Annotated in this window: 14 protein-coding genes; 11 read left to right on the plus strand and 3 right to left on the minus strand. The window is 65.8% G+C overall.

Features of this window, described 5'->3' with window-relative positions; genetic code table 11:
• Nucleotides 1-187 precede the first annotated feature (187 nt).
• Nucleotides 188-1,171, plus strand: a complete 984-nt coding sequence (locus tag CEY05_RS04540) for a tripartite tricarboxylate transporter substrate binding protein (RefSeq protein WP_088596153.1) — start codon at nucleotides 188-190, stop codon at nucleotides 1,169-1,171.
• Between the two features lie 67 nt (nucleotides 1,172-1,238).
• On the opposite strand, the gene CEY05_RS04545 is transcribed toward CEY05_RS04540, so the two are convergent.
• Complete coding sequence (locus CEY05_RS04545; RefSeq protein ID WP_088596154.1) at nucleotides 1,239-2,180, minus strand: LysR substrate-binding domain-containing protein; 942 nt, start codon at nucleotides 2,178-2,180, stop codon at nucleotides 1,239-1,241.
• 173 nt (nucleotides 2,181-2,353) lie between these two features.
• Here CEY05_RS04545 and CEY05_RS04550 point away from each other — a divergent pair, with 173 nt between their 5' ends.
• From CEY05_RS04550 to CEY05_RS04570, 5 genes are all read left to right on the plus strand, one after another.
• A complete protein-coding gene (locus CEY05_RS04550; protein WP_088596155.1) occupies nucleotides 2,354-3,976 on the plus strand; it encodes a hydantoinase B/oxoprolinase family protein in 1,623 nt (540 codons plus the stop codon).
• 44 nt (nucleotides 3,977-4,020) lie between these two features.
• On the plus strand, nucleotides 4,021-6,180 hold the full coding sequence (locus tag CEY05_RS04555) for a hydantoinase/oxoprolinase family protein (protein WP_233161348.1): 2,160 nt from the start codon (nucleotides 4,021-4,023) through the stop codon (nucleotides 6,178-6,180).
• On the plus strand, nucleotides 6,164-7,387 hold the full coding sequence (locus tag CEY05_RS04560; RefSeq protein ID WP_233161349.1) for a CaiB/BaiF CoA-transferase family protein: 1,224 nt from the start codon (nucleotides 6,164-6,166) through the stop codon (nucleotides 7,385-7,387). The genes CEY05_RS04555 and CEY05_RS04560 overlap by 17 nt, the downstream gene beginning before the upstream one ends.
• 134 nt (nucleotides 7,388-7,521) lie before the next feature.
• Nucleotides 7,522-8,076 (plus strand): thioesterase family protein, encoded by a 555-nt coding sequence (locus CEY05_RS04565; RefSeq protein ID WP_088607516.1) that lies wholly within the window; start codon nucleotides 7,522-7,524, stop codon nucleotides 8,074-8,076.
• Nucleotides 8,063-8,854, plus strand: a complete 792-nt coding sequence (locus tag CEY05_RS04570; protein WP_088596249.1) for an enoyl-CoA hydratase — start codon at nucleotides 8,063-8,065, stop codon at nucleotides 8,852-8,854. The genes CEY05_RS04565 and CEY05_RS04570 overlap by 14 nt, the downstream gene beginning before the upstream one ends.
• Before the next feature lie 98 nt (nucleotides 8,855-8,952).
• On the opposite strand, the gene CEY05_RS04575 is transcribed toward CEY05_RS04570, so the two are convergent.
• Together CEY05_RS04575 and CEY05_RS04580 are read right to left on the minus strand one after the other, a co-directional pair.
• A complete protein-coding gene (locus CEY05_RS04575; RefSeq protein ID WP_088596250.1) occupies nucleotides 8,953-9,390 on the minus strand; it encodes a VOC family protein in 438 nt (145 codons plus the stop codon).
• A gap of 181 nt (nucleotides 9,391-9,571) precedes the next feature.
• Nucleotides 9,572-10,666, minus strand: coding sequence for a LacI family DNA-binding transcriptional regulator (locus tag CEY05_RS04580; protein WP_158219249.1), 1,095 nt, complete (start codon nucleotides 10,664-10,666; stop codon nucleotides 9,572-9,574).
• Between the two features lie 226 nt (nucleotides 10,667-10,892).
• Here CEY05_RS04580 and CEY05_RS04585 point away from each other — a divergent pair, with 226 nt between their 5' ends.
• The 5 genes from CEY05_RS04585 to abc-f all read left to right on the plus strand — a co-directional run bounded on the left by CEY05_RS04585 (nucleotide 10,893) and on the right by abc-f (nucleotide 17,399).
• Nucleotides 10,893-11,873, plus strand: a complete 981-nt coding sequence (locus CEY05_RS04585; protein ID WP_088596252.1) for a tripartite tricarboxylate transporter substrate binding protein — start codon at nucleotides 10,893-10,895, stop codon at nucleotides 11,871-11,873.
• Between the two features lie 6 nt (nucleotides 11,874-11,879).
• Nucleotides 11,880-13,637, plus strand: a complete 1,758-nt coding sequence (gene araD, locus CEY05_RS04590; RefSeq protein WP_088596253.1) for an L-arabinonate dehydratase — start codon at nucleotides 11,880-11,882, stop codon at nucleotides 13,635-13,637.
• A 31-nt stretch (nucleotides 13,638-13,668) separates the two neighbouring features.
• Nucleotides 13,669-14,478, plus strand: coding sequence for an HpcH/HpaI aldolase/citrate lyase family protein (locus CEY05_RS04595; protein ID WP_088596254.1), 810 nt, complete (start codon nucleotides 13,669-13,671; stop codon nucleotides 14,476-14,478).
• 57 nt (nucleotides 14,479-14,535) lie between these two features.
• Nucleotides 14,536-15,528 (plus strand): tripartite tricarboxylate transporter substrate binding protein, encoded by a 993-nt coding sequence (locus CEY05_RS04600; protein ID WP_088596255.1) that lies wholly within the window; start codon nucleotides 14,536-14,538, stop codon nucleotides 15,526-15,528.
• A gap of 236 nt (nucleotides 15,529-15,764) precedes the next feature.
• Nucleotides 15,765-17,399 (plus strand): ribosomal protection-like ABC-F family protein, encoded by a 1,635-nt coding sequence (abc-f, locus tag CEY05_RS04605; protein WP_088596256.1) that lies wholly within the window; start codon nucleotides 15,765-15,767, stop codon nucleotides 17,397-17,399.
• Nucleotides 17,400-17,580 lie beyond the last annotated feature (181 nt).

Genomic DNA, 17,580 nt, shown 5'->3' on the forward strand with positions numbered 1-17,580 from the left:
ACGCGAAAAACCTCGCGTAGCCTGCGCGGAAAACCTTACTGATACCGGCCGCAGCGGCGCCACCCACGCTGCTACGGGTTAACGCGCATGATCATTTTGCATAGGGTGTGCCTGTAAAAGCATTATGCGCAGCCCCCCGCCGCTGTCCATAATTCTCAAAAAAAAAACCAACACACAAGGCGGAATCATGAACAAACTCTTTGCTTCGACGGCGGCGGCCGCGTTCGCGGCGCTGCTCTCCTGCGCGGCGCCGGCAGCCCATGCCGACACATATCCCTCCAAGCCGATCCGGCTGGTCGTCCCCCTGGCGCCCGGCGGCAGCGCCGACGTCCTGGGCCGCCTCGTCGCCCAGAAGCTGTCCGAGAAATACGGCCAAAGCGTCATCGTGGAGAACCGTCCCGGCGTGGGCGGCGACATCGGCGCGGAAAACGTGGCCCGCTCCGAGCCCGACGGCTACAGCCTGCTGTTCGGCACCATCGGCATCCATTCGACCTACAAGATCTACGCGAACCTGAAATACGATCCCTCCAAGGATCTCAAGCCGGTCGTACTGCTGGCCGAACTGCCCAACGTGCTGGTGGTGCCCAAGAACAGCGAACTGGCCAACACCAAGGCCGTCATCGCCGAAAGCAAGGCGCATCCGAATACCCTGTTCTTCGGTTCGGCCGGCTTCGGTTCATCCACCCACATGGCCGGCGAACTCTTCAAATACCAATCCCACGCCGAGATCTCGCACATCCCCTACAAGGGTAGCGGCCCCGCCCTCACCGATCTGGTCGGCGGACGCTTGCAGCTGATGTTCGAGAACCTGCCGACCGCCCTGCCCCTGATCAAGTCCGGCCAACTGCGCGCCCTGGCCGTCACCAGCGCCACCCGCGCCCCCAGCCTGCCCGACGTGCCCACCATCGCGCAGGACGGCTTGCCGGGTTACGCCTTCACCGCCTGGTTCACCATCGCCGCGCCGGCCCATACGCCGGACGCCATCGTCGACAAGCTGAATCACGACATCCGCGAGATCATGCTGTCCAAGGAGATGGCGCCCAAGCTGGCCGACCTGGGCGTCACGCCCGTGCCGGGCGACCGCGATGCGAAAGCCACCGCCACGTTCATCGCCGGCGAGACCAGCACCTTCAGCAAGATGATCGAGACCACGCATCTGACGGCGCAATGAGGCGCGGACGAGCATCCACGTCTCAGCGCAACGCAAGCGCCAACGCGAGTACGCGGCGATGTGCAGATCATCCCCACGTCTCGCGCAGCGGCGCCATCGCCTCGTGCAAACGTTCGATGAACAGCGCGGCAATGCGCGATGGCGGCGTATCGACCGCCGTCATCAGCATCAGCCCGATAGGCAGGCTGGGTTCGAAGCGCTTCACCACCAGCCCGGCGTCACGCAGCGACAGCGCGGCGAACGGACTGACCAGCGCCACCCCCGCGCCCTGCAAGGCCAGCACACACATATTCATGCCATAGCCGGTCTCGACCACGACTTCCGGCTCCACCTGCTCCTGCGCGAACATGCCGGCGATGGACGCATGCGAAGCGCTGTCGCGCGAAGGCAGGATCATCGCCACGCCGTGCAGATCCTTGGCCTTGATGACGCGCTTGGCGGCCAGGGAGTGGTCCTTGTTCATGACGCAGACCGTATTCACCTGCACCAGGGGCTCGGCATTCACGCCCGTCACGTCGATGGACCGTTCGGCGATCCCCATGTCCGCCTTACCGGAGATGACGCTATGCCGGATCAGTCCGGACGTCACTGTCTCGATCTGGATCTGAATGCCGGGCCGCTCCTTCAGGAACGCGGTGGCAATGCTGGCCAGGGGGCCCATGCCGAAGGAAGGCTGGCTGCCCACGATCAGCTTGCCGCTGTGGCCGCCGCGCAGCTCCGCGATGGTCTGGGCGATGTGCTCCATGCCTACATAGGTGCGCTGGATCGTGTTGAACAGCACACGCGCCTCGGGCGTGGGCACCAGCCGGCTCTTGTGCAGTTCGAACAGCTTGATGCCGATATGGCGCTGGAAGCGCGCGATCAGCTTGCTGATCACCGGCTGCGAGGTGTGCATCAGCACGGCGGCATCGGTGGCCGTGCCACGGATCATCACCGCCCGAAAGGCTTCCACCTCATGGATTTTCAAAGTCTGTGCGCCGCGCAGGTCGGACGCCGTGTTGCTCGCCATAAAGATCCCCTTGTCATCGCGGCCGAACGCTGGCTTCGATGGCCACGTATGTTCGTTTGGAATGCCCTACCGCTAATAAAACATTATGAAGACATAGTCTAAACCGCCAGAATCGTTCTGTGCCATCAATTACGCCGCATCGTTGCAAATGCGGAGCAAACAAGGGAACCGTGATGAGTAAAACCTTAGACGCCATTACGCTGGAGCTGCTGTGGACCCGCATGATCTCCATCGTCGACGAAGCCGCAGCCGCCATGGTGCGCACCTCTTTCTCGACCATCGTGCGCGAGTCCAACGACTTCGCCTGCGTGCTGACCACCGCTGACGGCCGCTCGGTCGCCCAGGCGACCAACAGCATCCCCTCCTTCATGAACACCATGCCGCGCACCATCCGGCACTTCCTGGAGGAGTTTCCGCTGGACCAGCTGGAGCCGGGCGATGTACTGATCACCAACGACATCTGGCAAGGCACCGGGCACCTGCCGGACATCTCCGTGGCCAAGCCGATCTTCCTCGGCGGCAAGGTGGTGGCATGGGCGGGCTCGGTGGCCCACGCGCCCGACATCGGCGGGCGCATCCGCTCCGCCGATGCGCGCGAGGTCTATGAAGAAGGCCTGCAGATTCCCATCATGAAGGTGATGCGCAAAGGGGAAGTCGATCCCACCTTCGAACGCATCCTGCGCAAGAACGTGCGCGAGCCCGACCAGGTCATGGGCGATCTGTTCGCGCAATTCACCGCGCTGCGCATGATCGAGTCGCGCATGCTGGCCCTGATGGCGGAACGCGGCCTGACTGAAATCGACACCCTGGCCGGCGAAATCCACGCGCGCTCCGAAAAAGCCATGCGCGACGCCATCCGCACCTTGCCCGAGGGCGTGTATCACCGTACCGCCATCAGCGACGGCCTGGATCACCCGATCAAGCTGCAGCTCACGCTGACCATCAAGGACGGCGAGATCACCGTCGACTATTCCGGTACCGACGCCCAGGTGCCGCGCAGCATCAACGTCTGCCTGGCCTACACCATTGCCTATACCTGCTACGGCCTGCGCGCCGTGCTGCTGCCCAACGTGCCCAACAACGAAGGCGTGATGGCGCCCATCCACGTCACGGCGCCGGCAGGCAGCATCCTCAATTCCCTGCCGCCCGCCGCCGGCGGCGCCCGCGCCCTGATCGGCCATTTCGTGCCCATGATGGTCATCGGCGCGCTGGCCGAAGCCATGCCCGAACGCGCCATCGCCGCGGTGGGCTCGCCGCTGTGGTGCGTCAACCTGTCCGGCACGCGGGAATCCGGCACGCCCTTCACCAACCTGTTCTTCATGAACGGCGGCTACGGCGGTTCGCACAAGCAGGACGGCGCCAACGTACTGTCCTGGCCCAGCAATATTTCCTCCACGCCGGTGGAGATGATAGAGAAAATGTCGCCCCTGCACGTGCGCCACCGCCAGCTGCGCAGCGGCACCGGGGGCGCCGGCCTGCATCGCGGCGGCACCGGCCAGGCCATCGCCTTCGAGAACCGCAACAAGACGCCCATCGTCGTCAGCTTCATGGCAGAACGCACCCGTGAAGAAGCCGCCGCGCAAGGCCTGGCCGGCGGCCAGGCGGGCGCCCCTGGCGCCGTCATCCTGAACGGCAAGACGGTCAATCCCAAAGTCCAGCATGTCCTCAATCCGGGCGAAGTCGTGGAACTGCTCACCCCCGGCGGCGGCGGCTTCGGCCCGGCCGCACAGCGCGACCCCGCGGCCGCGCTGCGGGATGAGCAGGACGGCTATGTCGCGGCGGGCGCCACCCGGTAATCGAATCATCGAGCCATAGAGTCATGGACTCATCGAGGAAAAACATGCAAGCAGGTAACTACGCACTGGGTATCGACATCGGTGGCACCTTCACCGACATCGTCGTCTACGACACCCTCAGCGGCACATCGACGTCGCACAAGGAATTGACCACCCCCAAAGCCCCCTACGAAGGCGTGATCCGCGGGGTCCGCACCCTGTTCGAACGCGAGGGGCTGCCCTACGCGAACGTGGACCGCGTCATCCACGCCACCACGCTGTTCACCAACGCCCTGATCGAACGCAAGGGCGCGCTGACCGGCCTGATCACCACGGCGGGCTTTCGTGACACGCTGGAGATGGCGCGCGAACACAAGTACGAGCTGTTCGACCTGCACATCGAATTGCCGCGCCCCATCGTGCCGCGCCGGCTGCGCCTGGAAGCCAGCGAACGCATGGGCCACGACGGCGCCGTCCAGCAGCCGCTGGATGTCGCCCAGGTCGTCGAGCAGGCGGGCCGCCTGGCCGCCGCAGGCGTGACGTCCATTGCCATCGTGTTCCTGCACGCCTACGCCAACCCCGTCCATGAACGCATGGCGCGCGACGCCATCGAGGCGGCCCATCCGCAGCTGTTCATTTCCATCTCATCCGACGTCTCGCCGCAGATCCGCGAGTTCGAACGCACGTCCACCACCGTCGCCAATGCCTACGTCAAGCCCCTGGCCGACGGCTACCTGGACCGCATGACCGCGGAGATCAAGGCCTTGGGCATCCAGGCGCCGCTGTTCATGATGCTGTCCAACGGCGGCCTGACGCACGTCGATGAAGCCAAGCGCGTACCCATCCAGCTGCTGGAATCCGGGCCCGCCGCCGGCGCCCTGGCCGGTGCCTTCTTCGGTAAACGCTCGCACATCGAAGACGTGATGGCCTTCGACATGGGCGGCACCACCGCCAAGCTGGCCATCATCGACGCCGGCAAGCCGCTCATCGCGCATCACTTCGAAGCCAGCCGCGAAAAGCGCCTGACCGAAGGCAGCGGCCTGCCCATCTCGATCTCCACCATCGAACTGATCGAAATCGGTGCCGGCGGCGGCAGCATCGCGCACCTGGACGCCCTGGGCCTGCTCAAGGTCGGTCCTGAAAGCGCCAGCTCCCTGCCCGGCCCCGCCTGCTATGGTCGCGGCGGTACACAAGCCACCGTCACCGACGCCAACCTGGTGCTGGGCTTCCTGGATCCGGCGGCCTTCGCGGGCGGTACCATGTCCATCGACGTGGGCAAGGCCGAGGACGCGATGCGGCCGCTGGCCCGGCAATCGGACCTGTCGGTACCGGCGTTCGCCTGGGGCATCTACTCGATCGTCAACGAGAACATGGCCGCGGCCGCACGGGTGCACGTCGCCGAACGCGGCCACCACGCCGGTAAATTCGCCCTGCTGCTGACGGGTGGCGGCGGTCCCCTGCACGGCTGCGAAGTGGCGCGCCGGCTGGGCATGACGCGCGCCATCTGCCCGCCGGGCGCCGGTGTCGCCTCGGCCCTGGGCCTGCTGATGGCCCCCGCGCGCATCGACCGCATGGTCAGCGTGGGCTGGAAACTGGAGACCGTGGACTGGGCCGCCCTGGAAGCGGAATACGCCCGCATCGAAGCCGATGCCCGCGCCGTCATCGATGCCACGCTGCCGGGCCAGGGCGCCACCGCGCACAGCCAGCGCGCCGCCGACCTGCGTTTCGCCGGCCAGGGCTTCGAGGTCATCACCGACCTGCCGCCCGGCCCCTATACCGCCGAGACATACACCGCCATCCGCGAGGCTTTCCTGGCGACCTACGCCAAGACCTTCGGCCAGGTGCCGCCGCGCGGCGACATCGAGATCATCAACCTGCGCGCCGCGTTGGCGGCGGGCGGCGGCGAAGGCGAACTGCAAGTGGACACAGGCACGGTATCGGCCGCCGGTGCCGCCCGTGGCACGCGCCGCATGTACCTGCCCGAGCGCAAGGACTACGCCGATGTCCCCGTCTACGAACGCGGTGCCCTGCAAAGCGGCCAGACCTTCCACGGCCCGGCCATCGTGCAGGAAGCCTCGTCGACGCTGATCGTGCCGCAACACGCCACCGTCGACGTCGACGACAGCGGCAGCCTGATCGTGAACCTGGATGCCACGTCCTCACGCTGGCAAGCCCCCTCTTCCGCCATCGAAGAAAGCGAGAAACAAAGTGAATGCGCAAACTGAACCCCTCACGCCCGCCGATCAAGGACAGCGCGAAGGCCCGCTCAAGCGCTTCCGCATCCTGGACCTGACCCGCGTACGCGCCGGCCCCACGTGCATCCGCCAGTTCGCCGATTGGGGCGCGGACGTCATCAAGATCGAAAGCCCGGAATACATGGAGGTCAGCGACGGCTGGGGCGGCCTGCGTGACGGGCCGGACTTCCAGAACCTGCATCGCAACAAGCGGTCCCTGACGATCAACCTCAAGGATCCCAAGGGGCGGGAGATCTTCTTGAAGCTGGTCAAGGAAGCGGACGTCGTCGCCGAGAACTTCCGTCCCGACGTCAAGTTCCGCCTGGGCATCGACTACGAGACCTTGAAGGCGATCAATCCGCGCATCGTCTACGCCAGCATTTCCGGCTTCGGCCAGGACGGGCCGTATGCCAAGCGCCCCGGCTTCGACCACATCGTGCAGGGCATGGGCGGGCTCATGTCCATCACCGGCGATCCGGCCCATGGTCCCATGCGTACCGGTATCGCGGTGGCGGACACCGGCGCGGGCATCTATGCCGCCATGGCCGTGATGACAGCGCTGCTGGAACGCGAGGTGTCCGGCCAGGGGCAATGGGTGCAGGTGTCGCTGCTGCAAGCCATGATCGCCATGTGCGATTTCCAGGCCGCGCGCTGGCTGTTCCTCAAGGAAATTCCGGGGCAGCCTGGCAACAACCACCCGACGTCCATACCTACGGGGGTCTATCCCACGGCCGATGGCTACATCAACATCGCCGCGGGCGAGCAGGCCATGTTCCGGCGCCTGGTCAATGCCATGGGCGTACCCGAGCTGATGGAACGTGAGGAATACAGCACCGAGCAAGGGCGGTCCGACCATCGCGACAGCCTGAACGCCGAATTGTGCGAGCTGACGCGCCAGCGCACGACAGCGGAGTGGATGGTGTGCATGGAGGAAGGCCAGGTCGCGGCGGGCCCCATCAACCGCATGAACGAAGTGTTCGCCGACCCGCAGGTGCAGCACCTGGGCATTGCCACGCCGGTCCAGCATCGCCGGCTTGGCGAAGTGGAAATGGTGGGGCAGCCGTTCAGCCTCAGCCGCACGCCCAGCCAGATGCGCAGCGCGGCCCCGGATCGCGGCGACGACACCGACGCCTTGCTGCGCGAGCTGGACTATACGGAGGAAGACATCGCACACTTGCGGCAGGATGGCGTGATCTGAGGGGCACCGCCCCGCACGCCGCCCGCTGCACGCCGCCAGCCGCGCGCCACCTGTTGCGCGCCACCTGTTGCGCGCCACCTGTTGCGCGCCGGTGGCGGCGCGCGGCTTACCGCGTGTTTCTTCCGAGGCCTGAAATGCTGAAAATCATCGACGACGGCGCTGCGCTGTCGGCACCGCTGCATACCGCGCACGTGAACGTCCGCTGGGGCGACCTGGACGCGGATGGGCACGTGAACAATGCCACCATCCTCGCGTATGTGGAGGAAGCGCGCATGCAGTGGGCCGCCAGGCTGGCGCTGCAACGATGCTCACCCAGCCTGAGGTCCGTCGTCGCCGGCCAGGCCTGCACCTATCACGCCTCCATCGGCTATCCCGCCCGTCTGGCGGTGACCCTGCGTTGCGGCCACATCGGCAACAGCAGCGTCGGCCTGGTATTCGAAGTCCGCGACGCCGAAGACGGCGGCCCGTCCACGGGCGCTGGCGGGGCCACTGAAGGGTCCACTGAAGGGTCCACTGAAGGGTCCGCTGACGGGTTCACTGCCGGGCACCACTACGCCACCGCCGCCATCACCTGGGTCTGGGTCGACCGGCTGGACAGGCGCCCGCGGCCCATGCCACCTACCCTGCGCGCCGCGTGCACGGCCGCTTTCACCCAAACCGAATCTGGAACGTCCAATGACGAGCTCTAAGCACATCCTGTCCCGCAAGACCGGCGCCATCGGCTGGTTGATTTTCAATCACCCAGAAAAACACAATGCCGTATCGCTGGAAATGTCCGCGGCCGTCCCGCCCATCATCGCGGACTTCGACGCCGATCCCGAGATTCGCGTCGTCATCGTCACGGGCGCGGGCGATCGCTCCTTCATCGCCGGCTCGAATATCTCCAACTTCGATGCCGTGCGCGCGAACCCGGAAGAGAACAGCAAGTACCAGGCGATCAGCCAGGGTTCATACGACGCGGTGTATCGGTGCTCCAAGCCCACCGTCGCCATGATCAAGGGCTATTGCATGGGCGGCGGCATGGACTACGCCGCCAGCTGCGACATCCGCATCTGCTCCGACGATTCGGTCTTCGCCATTCCGGCGGTCAAGCTGGGACTGGGCTATGGCTACCAGGGGCAGATCCGCCTGAACCGCCTCATCGGCAGCAGCCGCGCGCGCGACCTGTATTTCACCGGGCGCCGCTATGACGCCGCCGAAGCGCTGGCCGCGGGGCTGGTGCACGAAGTGGTGCCGGCGGCGGGACTGGAAGCGCGGGTGCGCCAGTATGCGGAGTCCATCGCCGAGAACGCGCCGCTGACCATCAAGGCGCTCAAGCGGGTGTTCCTGGAGCTGGAGAAAGGGCCGGAAGAACGCGACATGGACGCCGCCCATGCGCTGATCGGCGCCTGCTACGACAGCGAAGACTACCGCGAAGGCAAGGTCGCCTTCGCCGAGAAACGCAAGCCGCGCTTCAGCGGGCGTTGATGAACCGGCCGGCTTGGCCGCCTTGTACCCGGCGCACGGCACCAGGCCGGATCGCGGATCGCACGCATGAGGGCGGCATGACCGCCCTCCTCGCGTATTTAAATCGCGTAAAGCGCTTCCAAAGTACGGAAGCCTTTCACTTCGATGGGATTGCCGAACGGGTCCATGAAGAACATGGTCCATTGTTCGCCCGGCTCGCCTTCGAAGCGCACCTGCGGCGCCAGCACGAAGTCGATCTGCTTGCTGCCCTGCAGGCGCTCGGCCAGCGCCTTCCATTGCGGCAGCATCAGGGCCAGGCCGAAATGCGGCATCGGCACCAGCTTGTCGCCCACCTTGCCGGTGCGCGCGGTCTTCAGCGGCTCGCCCAGGTGCAGCGACAGCTGATGGCCGAAGAAATCGAAATCCACCCACGTGTCCGTGCTGCGCCCTTCCCTGCAGCCCAAGGCGTCGCCATAAAAGCGGCGCGCTTCGTTCAGGTCCAACACATTCAAGGCCAGGTGGAAGGCATTCGGCGGTGCAGCGACGGGCGTGTCCATAATTTCCAAAACGTGGTTCAAGGATGAATTGTCATGCCGGCAAAACCGGCAGCCTGTGATTTTGCTGCATCGCGGCATCCGAAGCCAATGATTTTTTAGGCAGCGCCTAGTCGATTAAGACATACCCTGGCCGCGGCGCAGCACCCGCCCACGCCGTGTCCATAAGAACGCCCAGCCACGCTTACCGGGCAATCACGGAACTGGCGCGCACCTTGAATTCGGTGGCGATCATGTGGGATTCAGGGTGGGCCAGCGCGGCGGCGGCCTGCTCCGGCTGCTGGATCAGCCGCAACACCAGCTGGGCGGCGGTGCGGCCGATGTCGTAGCGCCCCGGATGCACGGTGGTCAGTGCCGGCGTCAGCCGCCGGGCCAGGGGGAAATCGCCGAAGCCGACCATGGCGCAGTCCCGCGGCAACGACAAGCCCAGCCCCGGCGCATCCAGGATGGCGCCCGCGGCCATATTGTCGTTGGCGAAGATGATGCCCTGCGGACGGCGTCGCGCGGACTCCAGCGCGAAACGCGCCATCGCCTGCGCCCCCGCTTCGAAAGGATCGGGCTCCGCGGGCGTGACAATGTCCGGCTTCAGCCCCCGCGCCTCCATGGCCCGCGCATACCCCAGGGCGCGCTGCTGCGCGCGAAAGTCCTCGGGCAGGCCGGTGCGAACGAAGCGGATGCGCCGCAGCCCCTGTTCCAGCAGGTGCAGCGTCTGGTCGTAGCCCACCTGGTCGTGCGAAAAACCCACCTGGTGAAAAGGCCGGTTAGGCCGCACATCCCAGGTTTCCACCACCGGAAACGCCGCGGCGCGCATGACGGCATCGACCCGTTCGCTATGCGTGGGCCCCGTCAGGATCATCGCCGCCGGCCGCCAGCCGGCAAAGGCGCACACCGCGCTTTCCTCCTGCGCCATGGAATAGTTGCTGCTGGCCAGGAGCAACTGATACCCCGACGAACTCAACACGTCGGACATGCCCTGCACCGACTCCGAGAATACGGAATTGGCAATGCTGGGAATGACCGCGCAAACCACTTTCGAGTGCGCCGACGCCAGGCCCACCGCCACCTGGCTGGGCACGAAGCCGGTCTGGGTGACGGCCGCCTCGATACGTGCGCGCAGGGCCGGCGACACCTTGTCCGGGCTGTTGAAGAAGCGGGAAACCGTGATCGACGCGACGCCGGCCAGCGCCGCGACGTCGTGGATGGTGTAAGCCGCGATCTTGCGCCGGCCGGCGGAAGCGGCCTGCTCGGTTACCGGTGCGTGTGCCTTGCTGCTAGCCAAAGAGAGTCCCTGCAGGGGTTGCTGCCGCATCGCCCCCGAGCCACGAAATGGTCGAATGGCTGCCGCATCGACTCGCCGTTGCGGTTGACGGCGCGAAGGCACGCATTATAGACTTCCCAGCACCGGATGGTACCGGTACCAAAACATCTTTGACTTGCAGATGGTACCGGTACCTTCCAGACGACGGCCCCGCGGAAGAGGCCTCGCAAAAAAGGAGGAGACACGCATGAACCGACGTGAATTCGCACGCGTGGCGGCGGCTGCCGCCTGTGCGTCCGCCCTGGGCCCGGCCTTCGCCCAGGCCCGCTACCCGGACAAGCCCCTTACCTTCGTCGTCCCCTATCCCGCCGGCGGCGCCGCGGACCAGTTCGCTCGGCCGTTCGCCCAATGGTTGGGCGATGCCGTGCACCAATCCGTGATCATCGAGAATCGCCCCGGTGCCAACGGCAACATCGGCTCGGCCTATGTAGCGCGGCGCATGCCGGCCGACGGCTACGCTTTCCTGCTGGGGTCCACCAGCACCCTGGCCATCAACCCGCACATTTACCCGTCCATGGGCTATTCGGTGCTGGATGACCTGCAGCCGGTCACGCTTACGCACCGGATGCCCAATGTGCTGGTCGTCGGCGCCAACACGCCCTATCACAGCGTCAAGGACCTGATCGCGGCGGCACGGCAACAGCCCGGCAAGCTGGAATTCGGCTCGGCCGGCATCGGCAACACCATGCATATGGCCGCCGAACTGTTCCAGCTGCGCGCCTCCATCCGGCTGCTGCACATCCCCTACAAGGGCGGCCCCGAAGCGTTGAACGATCTGCTGGGCGGACGCATACCCATGATGTTCCACAATCTGCCGGCCATCGTGCCGCTGGTGCAGGCCGGCAAGCTGCGCGCGTTGGCCATCGCGGATGACAAGCGCTCGTCCCTGCTGCCGGACGTGCCCACCCTGCAGGAAAGCGGCGTGCCCGATGCCACGTCCGTGGTCTGGAACGGGATCCTGGTGCGGCACGGCACGCCCGCCCCCATCGTGGCCGAACTAGCTTCGCGCATGGGCGCGGTGCTCGCCAATCCCGAATTCCGCCGCAATCTCACCGCGCAGGGCTACGAAATCCTCTCGTCGACGCCCGCGCAGTTCGACGCACTCCTGCGCAGGGACTACGCCGCCATGGGCGACCTGGTCACGCGCGCCAATATCAAAATGGAATGACACCGCATGTCCGCAGCAAAGCGCATGACCCTGGAAGACCTGCGCAGCCAGAAATGGTTTGCCACCGACAACATCCGCGGCTTCGCCCACCGCCAACGCATGCAGCAGCAGGGCTTGAATCGCGACGAGTTCATGGGCCGGCCCGTGATCGGCATCCTCAACACGTGGAGCGACCTCTCGCCCTGTCATGCACACCTGCGCGAACGCGCGGCCGCGGTGAAGCGCGGCGTGCTGCAGGCAGGCGGCTATCCCATGGAGTTGCCGGCCATGAGCCTGGGGGAAGTCATGGTCAAACCGACCACCATGATGTACCGCAACCTGCTGGCCATGGAGGCCGAGGAGTTGTTGCGCAGCCTGCCGCTGGACGGTGCGATATTGATGGGCGGCTGCGACAAGACTACGCCCGGCCTGGTCATGGGCGCCCTGTCCATGGACCTGCCGGTGATCTACTGTCCCGCCGGCACCATGCTGAACGACCGCTACAAGGGACGCCAGGTGGGCGCGGGCACGCACACGCGCATGTACTGGGACGAATACGCGGCCGGCAACATCGGCCAGACGGAGTGGATCACGCTGGAATCCAAGATGACCCGCACCCCCGGCACCTGCAACACCATGGGCACGGCCAGCACCATGACGTCCATCGTCGAAGCCATGGGGCTGTCCCTGCCCGGCGCCAGCAGCATACCGGCCATGGACGCCGCGCACACGCGCATGGCCTGGGCTTGCGGCAGCCGTATCGTCGACATGGTCTGGGAAGACCTGCGGCCTTCGCGCCTGCTGACGCAGGATTCGCTGCGCAACGGCATCGTGGCCTATATGGCGCTGGGCGGCTCCACCAATGCAGCCGTGCACTTGCCCGCCATGGCTGGCCGGGCCGGCCTGAAGCTGGACCTGGATGACCTGGACGCCATCGCGCGCAAGGTACCCGTGCTGGCCAATCTGTTTCCCTCCGGCGACCGCCTGATGGAAGACTTCTACTATGCGGGAGGCCTGCCCGCCCTGCTGAACAAGCTGCACGCGCACCTGGCACTGGATGCCATGACCGTGACGGGCCGCAGCCTGGGAGACAATATCGCCGGCCTGCATTGCCAGGACGACGAGGTCATCCGCGATCCCGCGCGGCCCTTGATCGCCGCCTCCCAGGAATGTCCCGAGGCCGGCATGGCACTGGCCGTGTTGCGGGGCAACCTGTGCCCGCAGGGCGCTGTCGTCAAGCCTTCCGCGGCCACGCCCGCCCTGCTGCGCCACAGCGGGCGCGCGCTGGTGTTCGATTCCAACGAAGCCATGCTGGCGGCCATGGCCGACCCCGACCTGGATGTCGACGCCGACACGGTGCTGGTGCTGCGCAACGGCGGTCCCGTCGGCGCGCCCGGCATGCCCGAGTGGGGCAACCTGCCCATCCCCAGGAAACTGCTGCGCCAGGGCGTGCGCGACATGCTGCGCCTGTCGGATTCGCGCATGAGCGGCACCCACTACGGCACCTGCGTGCTGCACATCTCGCCGGAGTCGGCGGTGGGCGGCCCGCTGGCGCTGCTGCGTACGGGCGATGTCGTCACGCTGGACATCGGCGCCCGCAGCCTGAACATGGAAGTGCCCGAAGCCGAACTGCAGGCGCGCCGCGCCGCCTGGCAGGCCCCCCCCGCCGCCTACGCGCGCGGCTACGCCCGGCTCTACCAGCAGCAGGTGACCCAGGCGCATGAAGGCTGCGATTTCGCCGTATTGCAAGGGGCGCAGCCGACGCCGGAACCTCCCATTTATTGACCACATCGCGACTTCATCTGCAAGGATAACTATGACCGCCAACAACGATCTGCTCGTCAATCCGTTTCGTCAACGCCTGGCGCAGCCCGGCGTGCCGCTGGGCACCTGGCTGATGTCGGGCACCACCAGCACGGCCGAGGCCATGGGCCGCGCCGGTTTCGACTGGCTGCTGGTGGACCTGGAGCACGTACCCATGGATGCCAAGGACACCCTGCACACCTTGCAGGCCATCGCCGGCACCGGCGCCTTCCCCATCGTGCGGTTGCCCGCCAACGATGCCGTGGCGGTGAAGCGTGCGCTGGACATGGGCGCGGGCACGCTGATGTTCCCTTTCATCGACTCGCCGGAACAGGCCGCGCAAGCGGTGTCCTATGCGAAATACCCGCCGCTGGGCATGCGCGGATTCGCCGCGGTGCATCGCGCCAGCGGCTACGGCACCGCGGCGGGATACGGTGAGCGGGCCAACGATTCGGTATTCACCATCATCCAGCTGGAAACCCCCACGGCCGTCCGGAACCTGGAGAAGATCGCCGCTGTCGCAGGCGTCGACGCCTTCTTCCTGGGGCCGGGGGATCTGTCGGCGAACATGGGCCATATCGGCAACATCACGCATCCCGATGTCATGGCGGTGATACAGGACGTGGCGCGCCGGTGCCAGGCCATCGGCATTCCCTGCGGCATCGTCGGCCCGACACCGGAGGTCGTCAGCAAGTTCCTGACGCTGGGCTACCGCTTCGTCGCCGTGGCATCGGACATGGGAATGATGATGCGCCAGGCCACCGCCTTCGTGCAGGCCATCAAGCCTGACCTGGCGCGTGAGTTCAACAGCACCGTGTATTGAGCAGCACCGGCGCCGCGGCAAACCGTCAACCAAAAATAAGACACCGGAGACCACGTCATGACACCCTTCAGCCTGATACCGCGCGCGCCCTGCCCGCGCATGCTGCGCCAAGCCAGCGCCGTGCTTTTCTCGGTCACCTGCGTTGCCGGTTCCGCGCAGGCGCAGGACGACTTCCCCTCCCGCCCCATCACCATGATCGTACCCTTCGGCCCGGGCGGCACATCGGACATCATGGCCCGCATACTGCAGAAGTCGCTGACCGAAGTCCTGGGCAAGGGCGTGGTCATCGAGAACAAGGCAGGTGCGGGGGGCGCGATAGGAATGGCCGAGCTTGCACGCGCGCCCCATGACGGCTACACCCTGGGCCTTAGCGTGGTGGGACCGGAAGCGATCCAGCCGGCCATCCGCAACACGGGGTACACACCAGACAGCTACGACCATATCTGCGGCACCTACAACGTGCCGCTGATGATGATGGTCAAGCCCGACTCGCCCTGGCACACGCTGCAGGACGTGATCGACGATGCCAAGAAAAGACCCGGCAAGCTGAATTACGGCTCGTCCGGCACCGGCACGGTATTGCACCTGTCCATGCAAGGCCTGATGGATGCGGCCGGCGCCAGCGCCCTGCATGTGCCCTACAAAAGCTCCGGCGAAATGGTCACCGGCCTGATGGGCGGACAGATCGACATCTTCGACGAAACGCCCACCGTGTCGCGGCAGTACAAGCTGCGCCCCATCGCCCTGTTCAGCGAGAGCCGCGTACAGGGCTATCCGGACGTTCCCACGGTCAAGGAGCTTGGTTATCCGATCACGTTTTCCGTCTGGGGCGGGCTGATTGCGCCCAAGGGCTTGCCCAAGGAGGTACGCGGCAAGCTGGAAGCCGCCTGCGACAAGGCGGTCCACACACAGGCCTACCAGGATGCCGTTGCCAAGCTGGATACGCCCCTGGTCTATAAGGATGGCGCGGGCTTCGGCACCTTCGTCAGCGCCGAGTTCAAGCGCTATGGCGAGATCGTGAAGAAAATCGGGCTGGACAAGCAGCAGTAGCGATCAACGGCCCCCGCCCGCCAGGTTGCCGACTTTCGTCCTGATTTTCGAATACGAGACCAGCATACCCGTCACCGATGCGGCGATCCCTTGGAAAACGCCGTCAAGCGTGGAGGCCATCGTTCGCGGCCGGATATCGGGTGCCGGTGACAAACCCCTGACGCCCGAATCGGTTATCCTGGCGCCCGCCGGTTTGCGGCATCACCCCCATCTCTGCCCCTCGCAGCCCCTCCCGCATGATCCGTTTTCAGCAAGTCTCGCTGGCAAGAGGCGTAAAGCCCTTGCTGGACAAAGTCGACCTCATCCTCAACCCCGGCGACAAAATCGGCCTTATCGGCGCCAACGGCGCGGGCAAGTCGAGCCTGTTTGCCTTGCTGCGCGGTGAACTGCACGCCGACCAGGGGGATCTCAGCTACCCGCCCAACTGGCGCGTGGCCTACGTGGCGCAGGAAACGCCGGCGCTGGAACGCTCGGCGATCGACTACGCCATCGATGGCGACGTGGCCTTGCGGCGCCTGGAAGCCCGGCTGGCCGAGGTGGAGGCTGCCCCCGACACGCCCGAAAACGGCCTGCTGATCGGTGAGCTGTATGGCGCCCTGGCCGATGCGGACGCCTACACCGTGCGCTCGCGCGCGGAGCAGTTGCTGACCGGCCTGGGATTTTCAATGGCGCAGATGGACCAGCCCCTGACCAGTTTTTCGGGCGGCTGGCGCATGCGGCTGAACCTGGCGCAAGCGCTGATGTGCCCGTCCGAACTGCTGCTGCTGGACGAGCCAACCAACCACCTGGATCTGGATGCGATCCTGTGGCTGGAAGACTGGTTGAAGCGGTATCCCGGCACGCTGCTGGTCATTTCGCACGACCGCGATTTCCTCGACGAAGTGGTCAACGTGGTGGTGCACGTGGACGAGCGCAAACTGAAGCGCTATGCGGGCAATTATTCTGCCTTCGAGCGCCAGCGCGCCGCACAGCTGGAATTGGCGCAAGGCGCCATGGAAAAGCAGCTGCGCCAGCGCGCGCACCTGCAATCCTTCATCGACCGCTTCAAGGCGCAGGCCTCGAAGGCGCGCCAGGCGCAAAGCCGCATCAAGGCGCTGTCGAAGATGGAAGAACTGGCGCCCCTGCGGGCGGCGGCGGAATTCTCTTTCGAGTTTCGCGAACCGCAGCGTTCGCCCGATCCCTTGCTGCGCATGGACCAGGTCAAGGCGGGTTACCCGGCCGCGAACGATGGCGGGGCCGACAAGATCATCATCAACGGCATCAATTTTTCCCTGCAGGGCGGCCAGCGTATCGGGCTGCTTGGCGTCAACGGCGCGGGCAAGTCCACCTTCATCAAGACCATCGCCGGGGAATTGCAGGCGCTGGGGGGCGAGGCGATTTTCGGCAAGGGTCTGTCGATTGGTTATTTCGCCCAGCATCAGGTGGAGATGCTGCGGCACGATGAATCGCCTTTGTGGCACATGATCAAGGCGGCGCCTGGCGTGCGCGAGCAGGAATTGCGTAATTTCCTGGGCGGCTTCAATTTCGCGGGCGCGATGGCGACCAGCAGCATTGCGCCCTTCTCCGGTGGGGAAAAAGCGCGCCTGGCGCTGGCGCTGATCGTATGGCAGCGGCCGAACCTGCTGTTGCTGGATGAACCGACCAACCACCTGGACCTGGAAACCCGCGAAGCCCTGACCGTCGCGTTGGCGCAGTTCGAGGGCACCTTGATGCTGGTATCGCACGACCGCCACCTGCTACGCGCCACCACCGACCAGTTCGTCATCGTGGCCGACGGCAAGGTCGAACCCTTCGACGGCGATCTGGACGACTACCGCGACTGGCTGTTCAAGACCAAATTGAACGCGAAAGCGAATTCAGCGTTGCAATAAACGAGCGCGCAGCGCGGCGATAGCGCCACCGGGCCCGCTATGCCCGCCGCTGGGCGGCCAGGCCAGACTTGGGCATGTACGCCCCCGCCGGCTCGGCGTGAGCCGGCAGGACAGTACCCCACCCAGCCCTGCACCGTGCGACGTCGCCGTGCCTTGCACGGCGGCGGCGCACGCCGGCCAA

Source organism: Achromobacter sp. HZ34, assembly GCF_002209485.1.
Lineage (GTDB): Bacteria > Pseudomonadota > Gammaproteobacteria > Burkholderiales > Burkholderiaceae_B > Bordetella_C.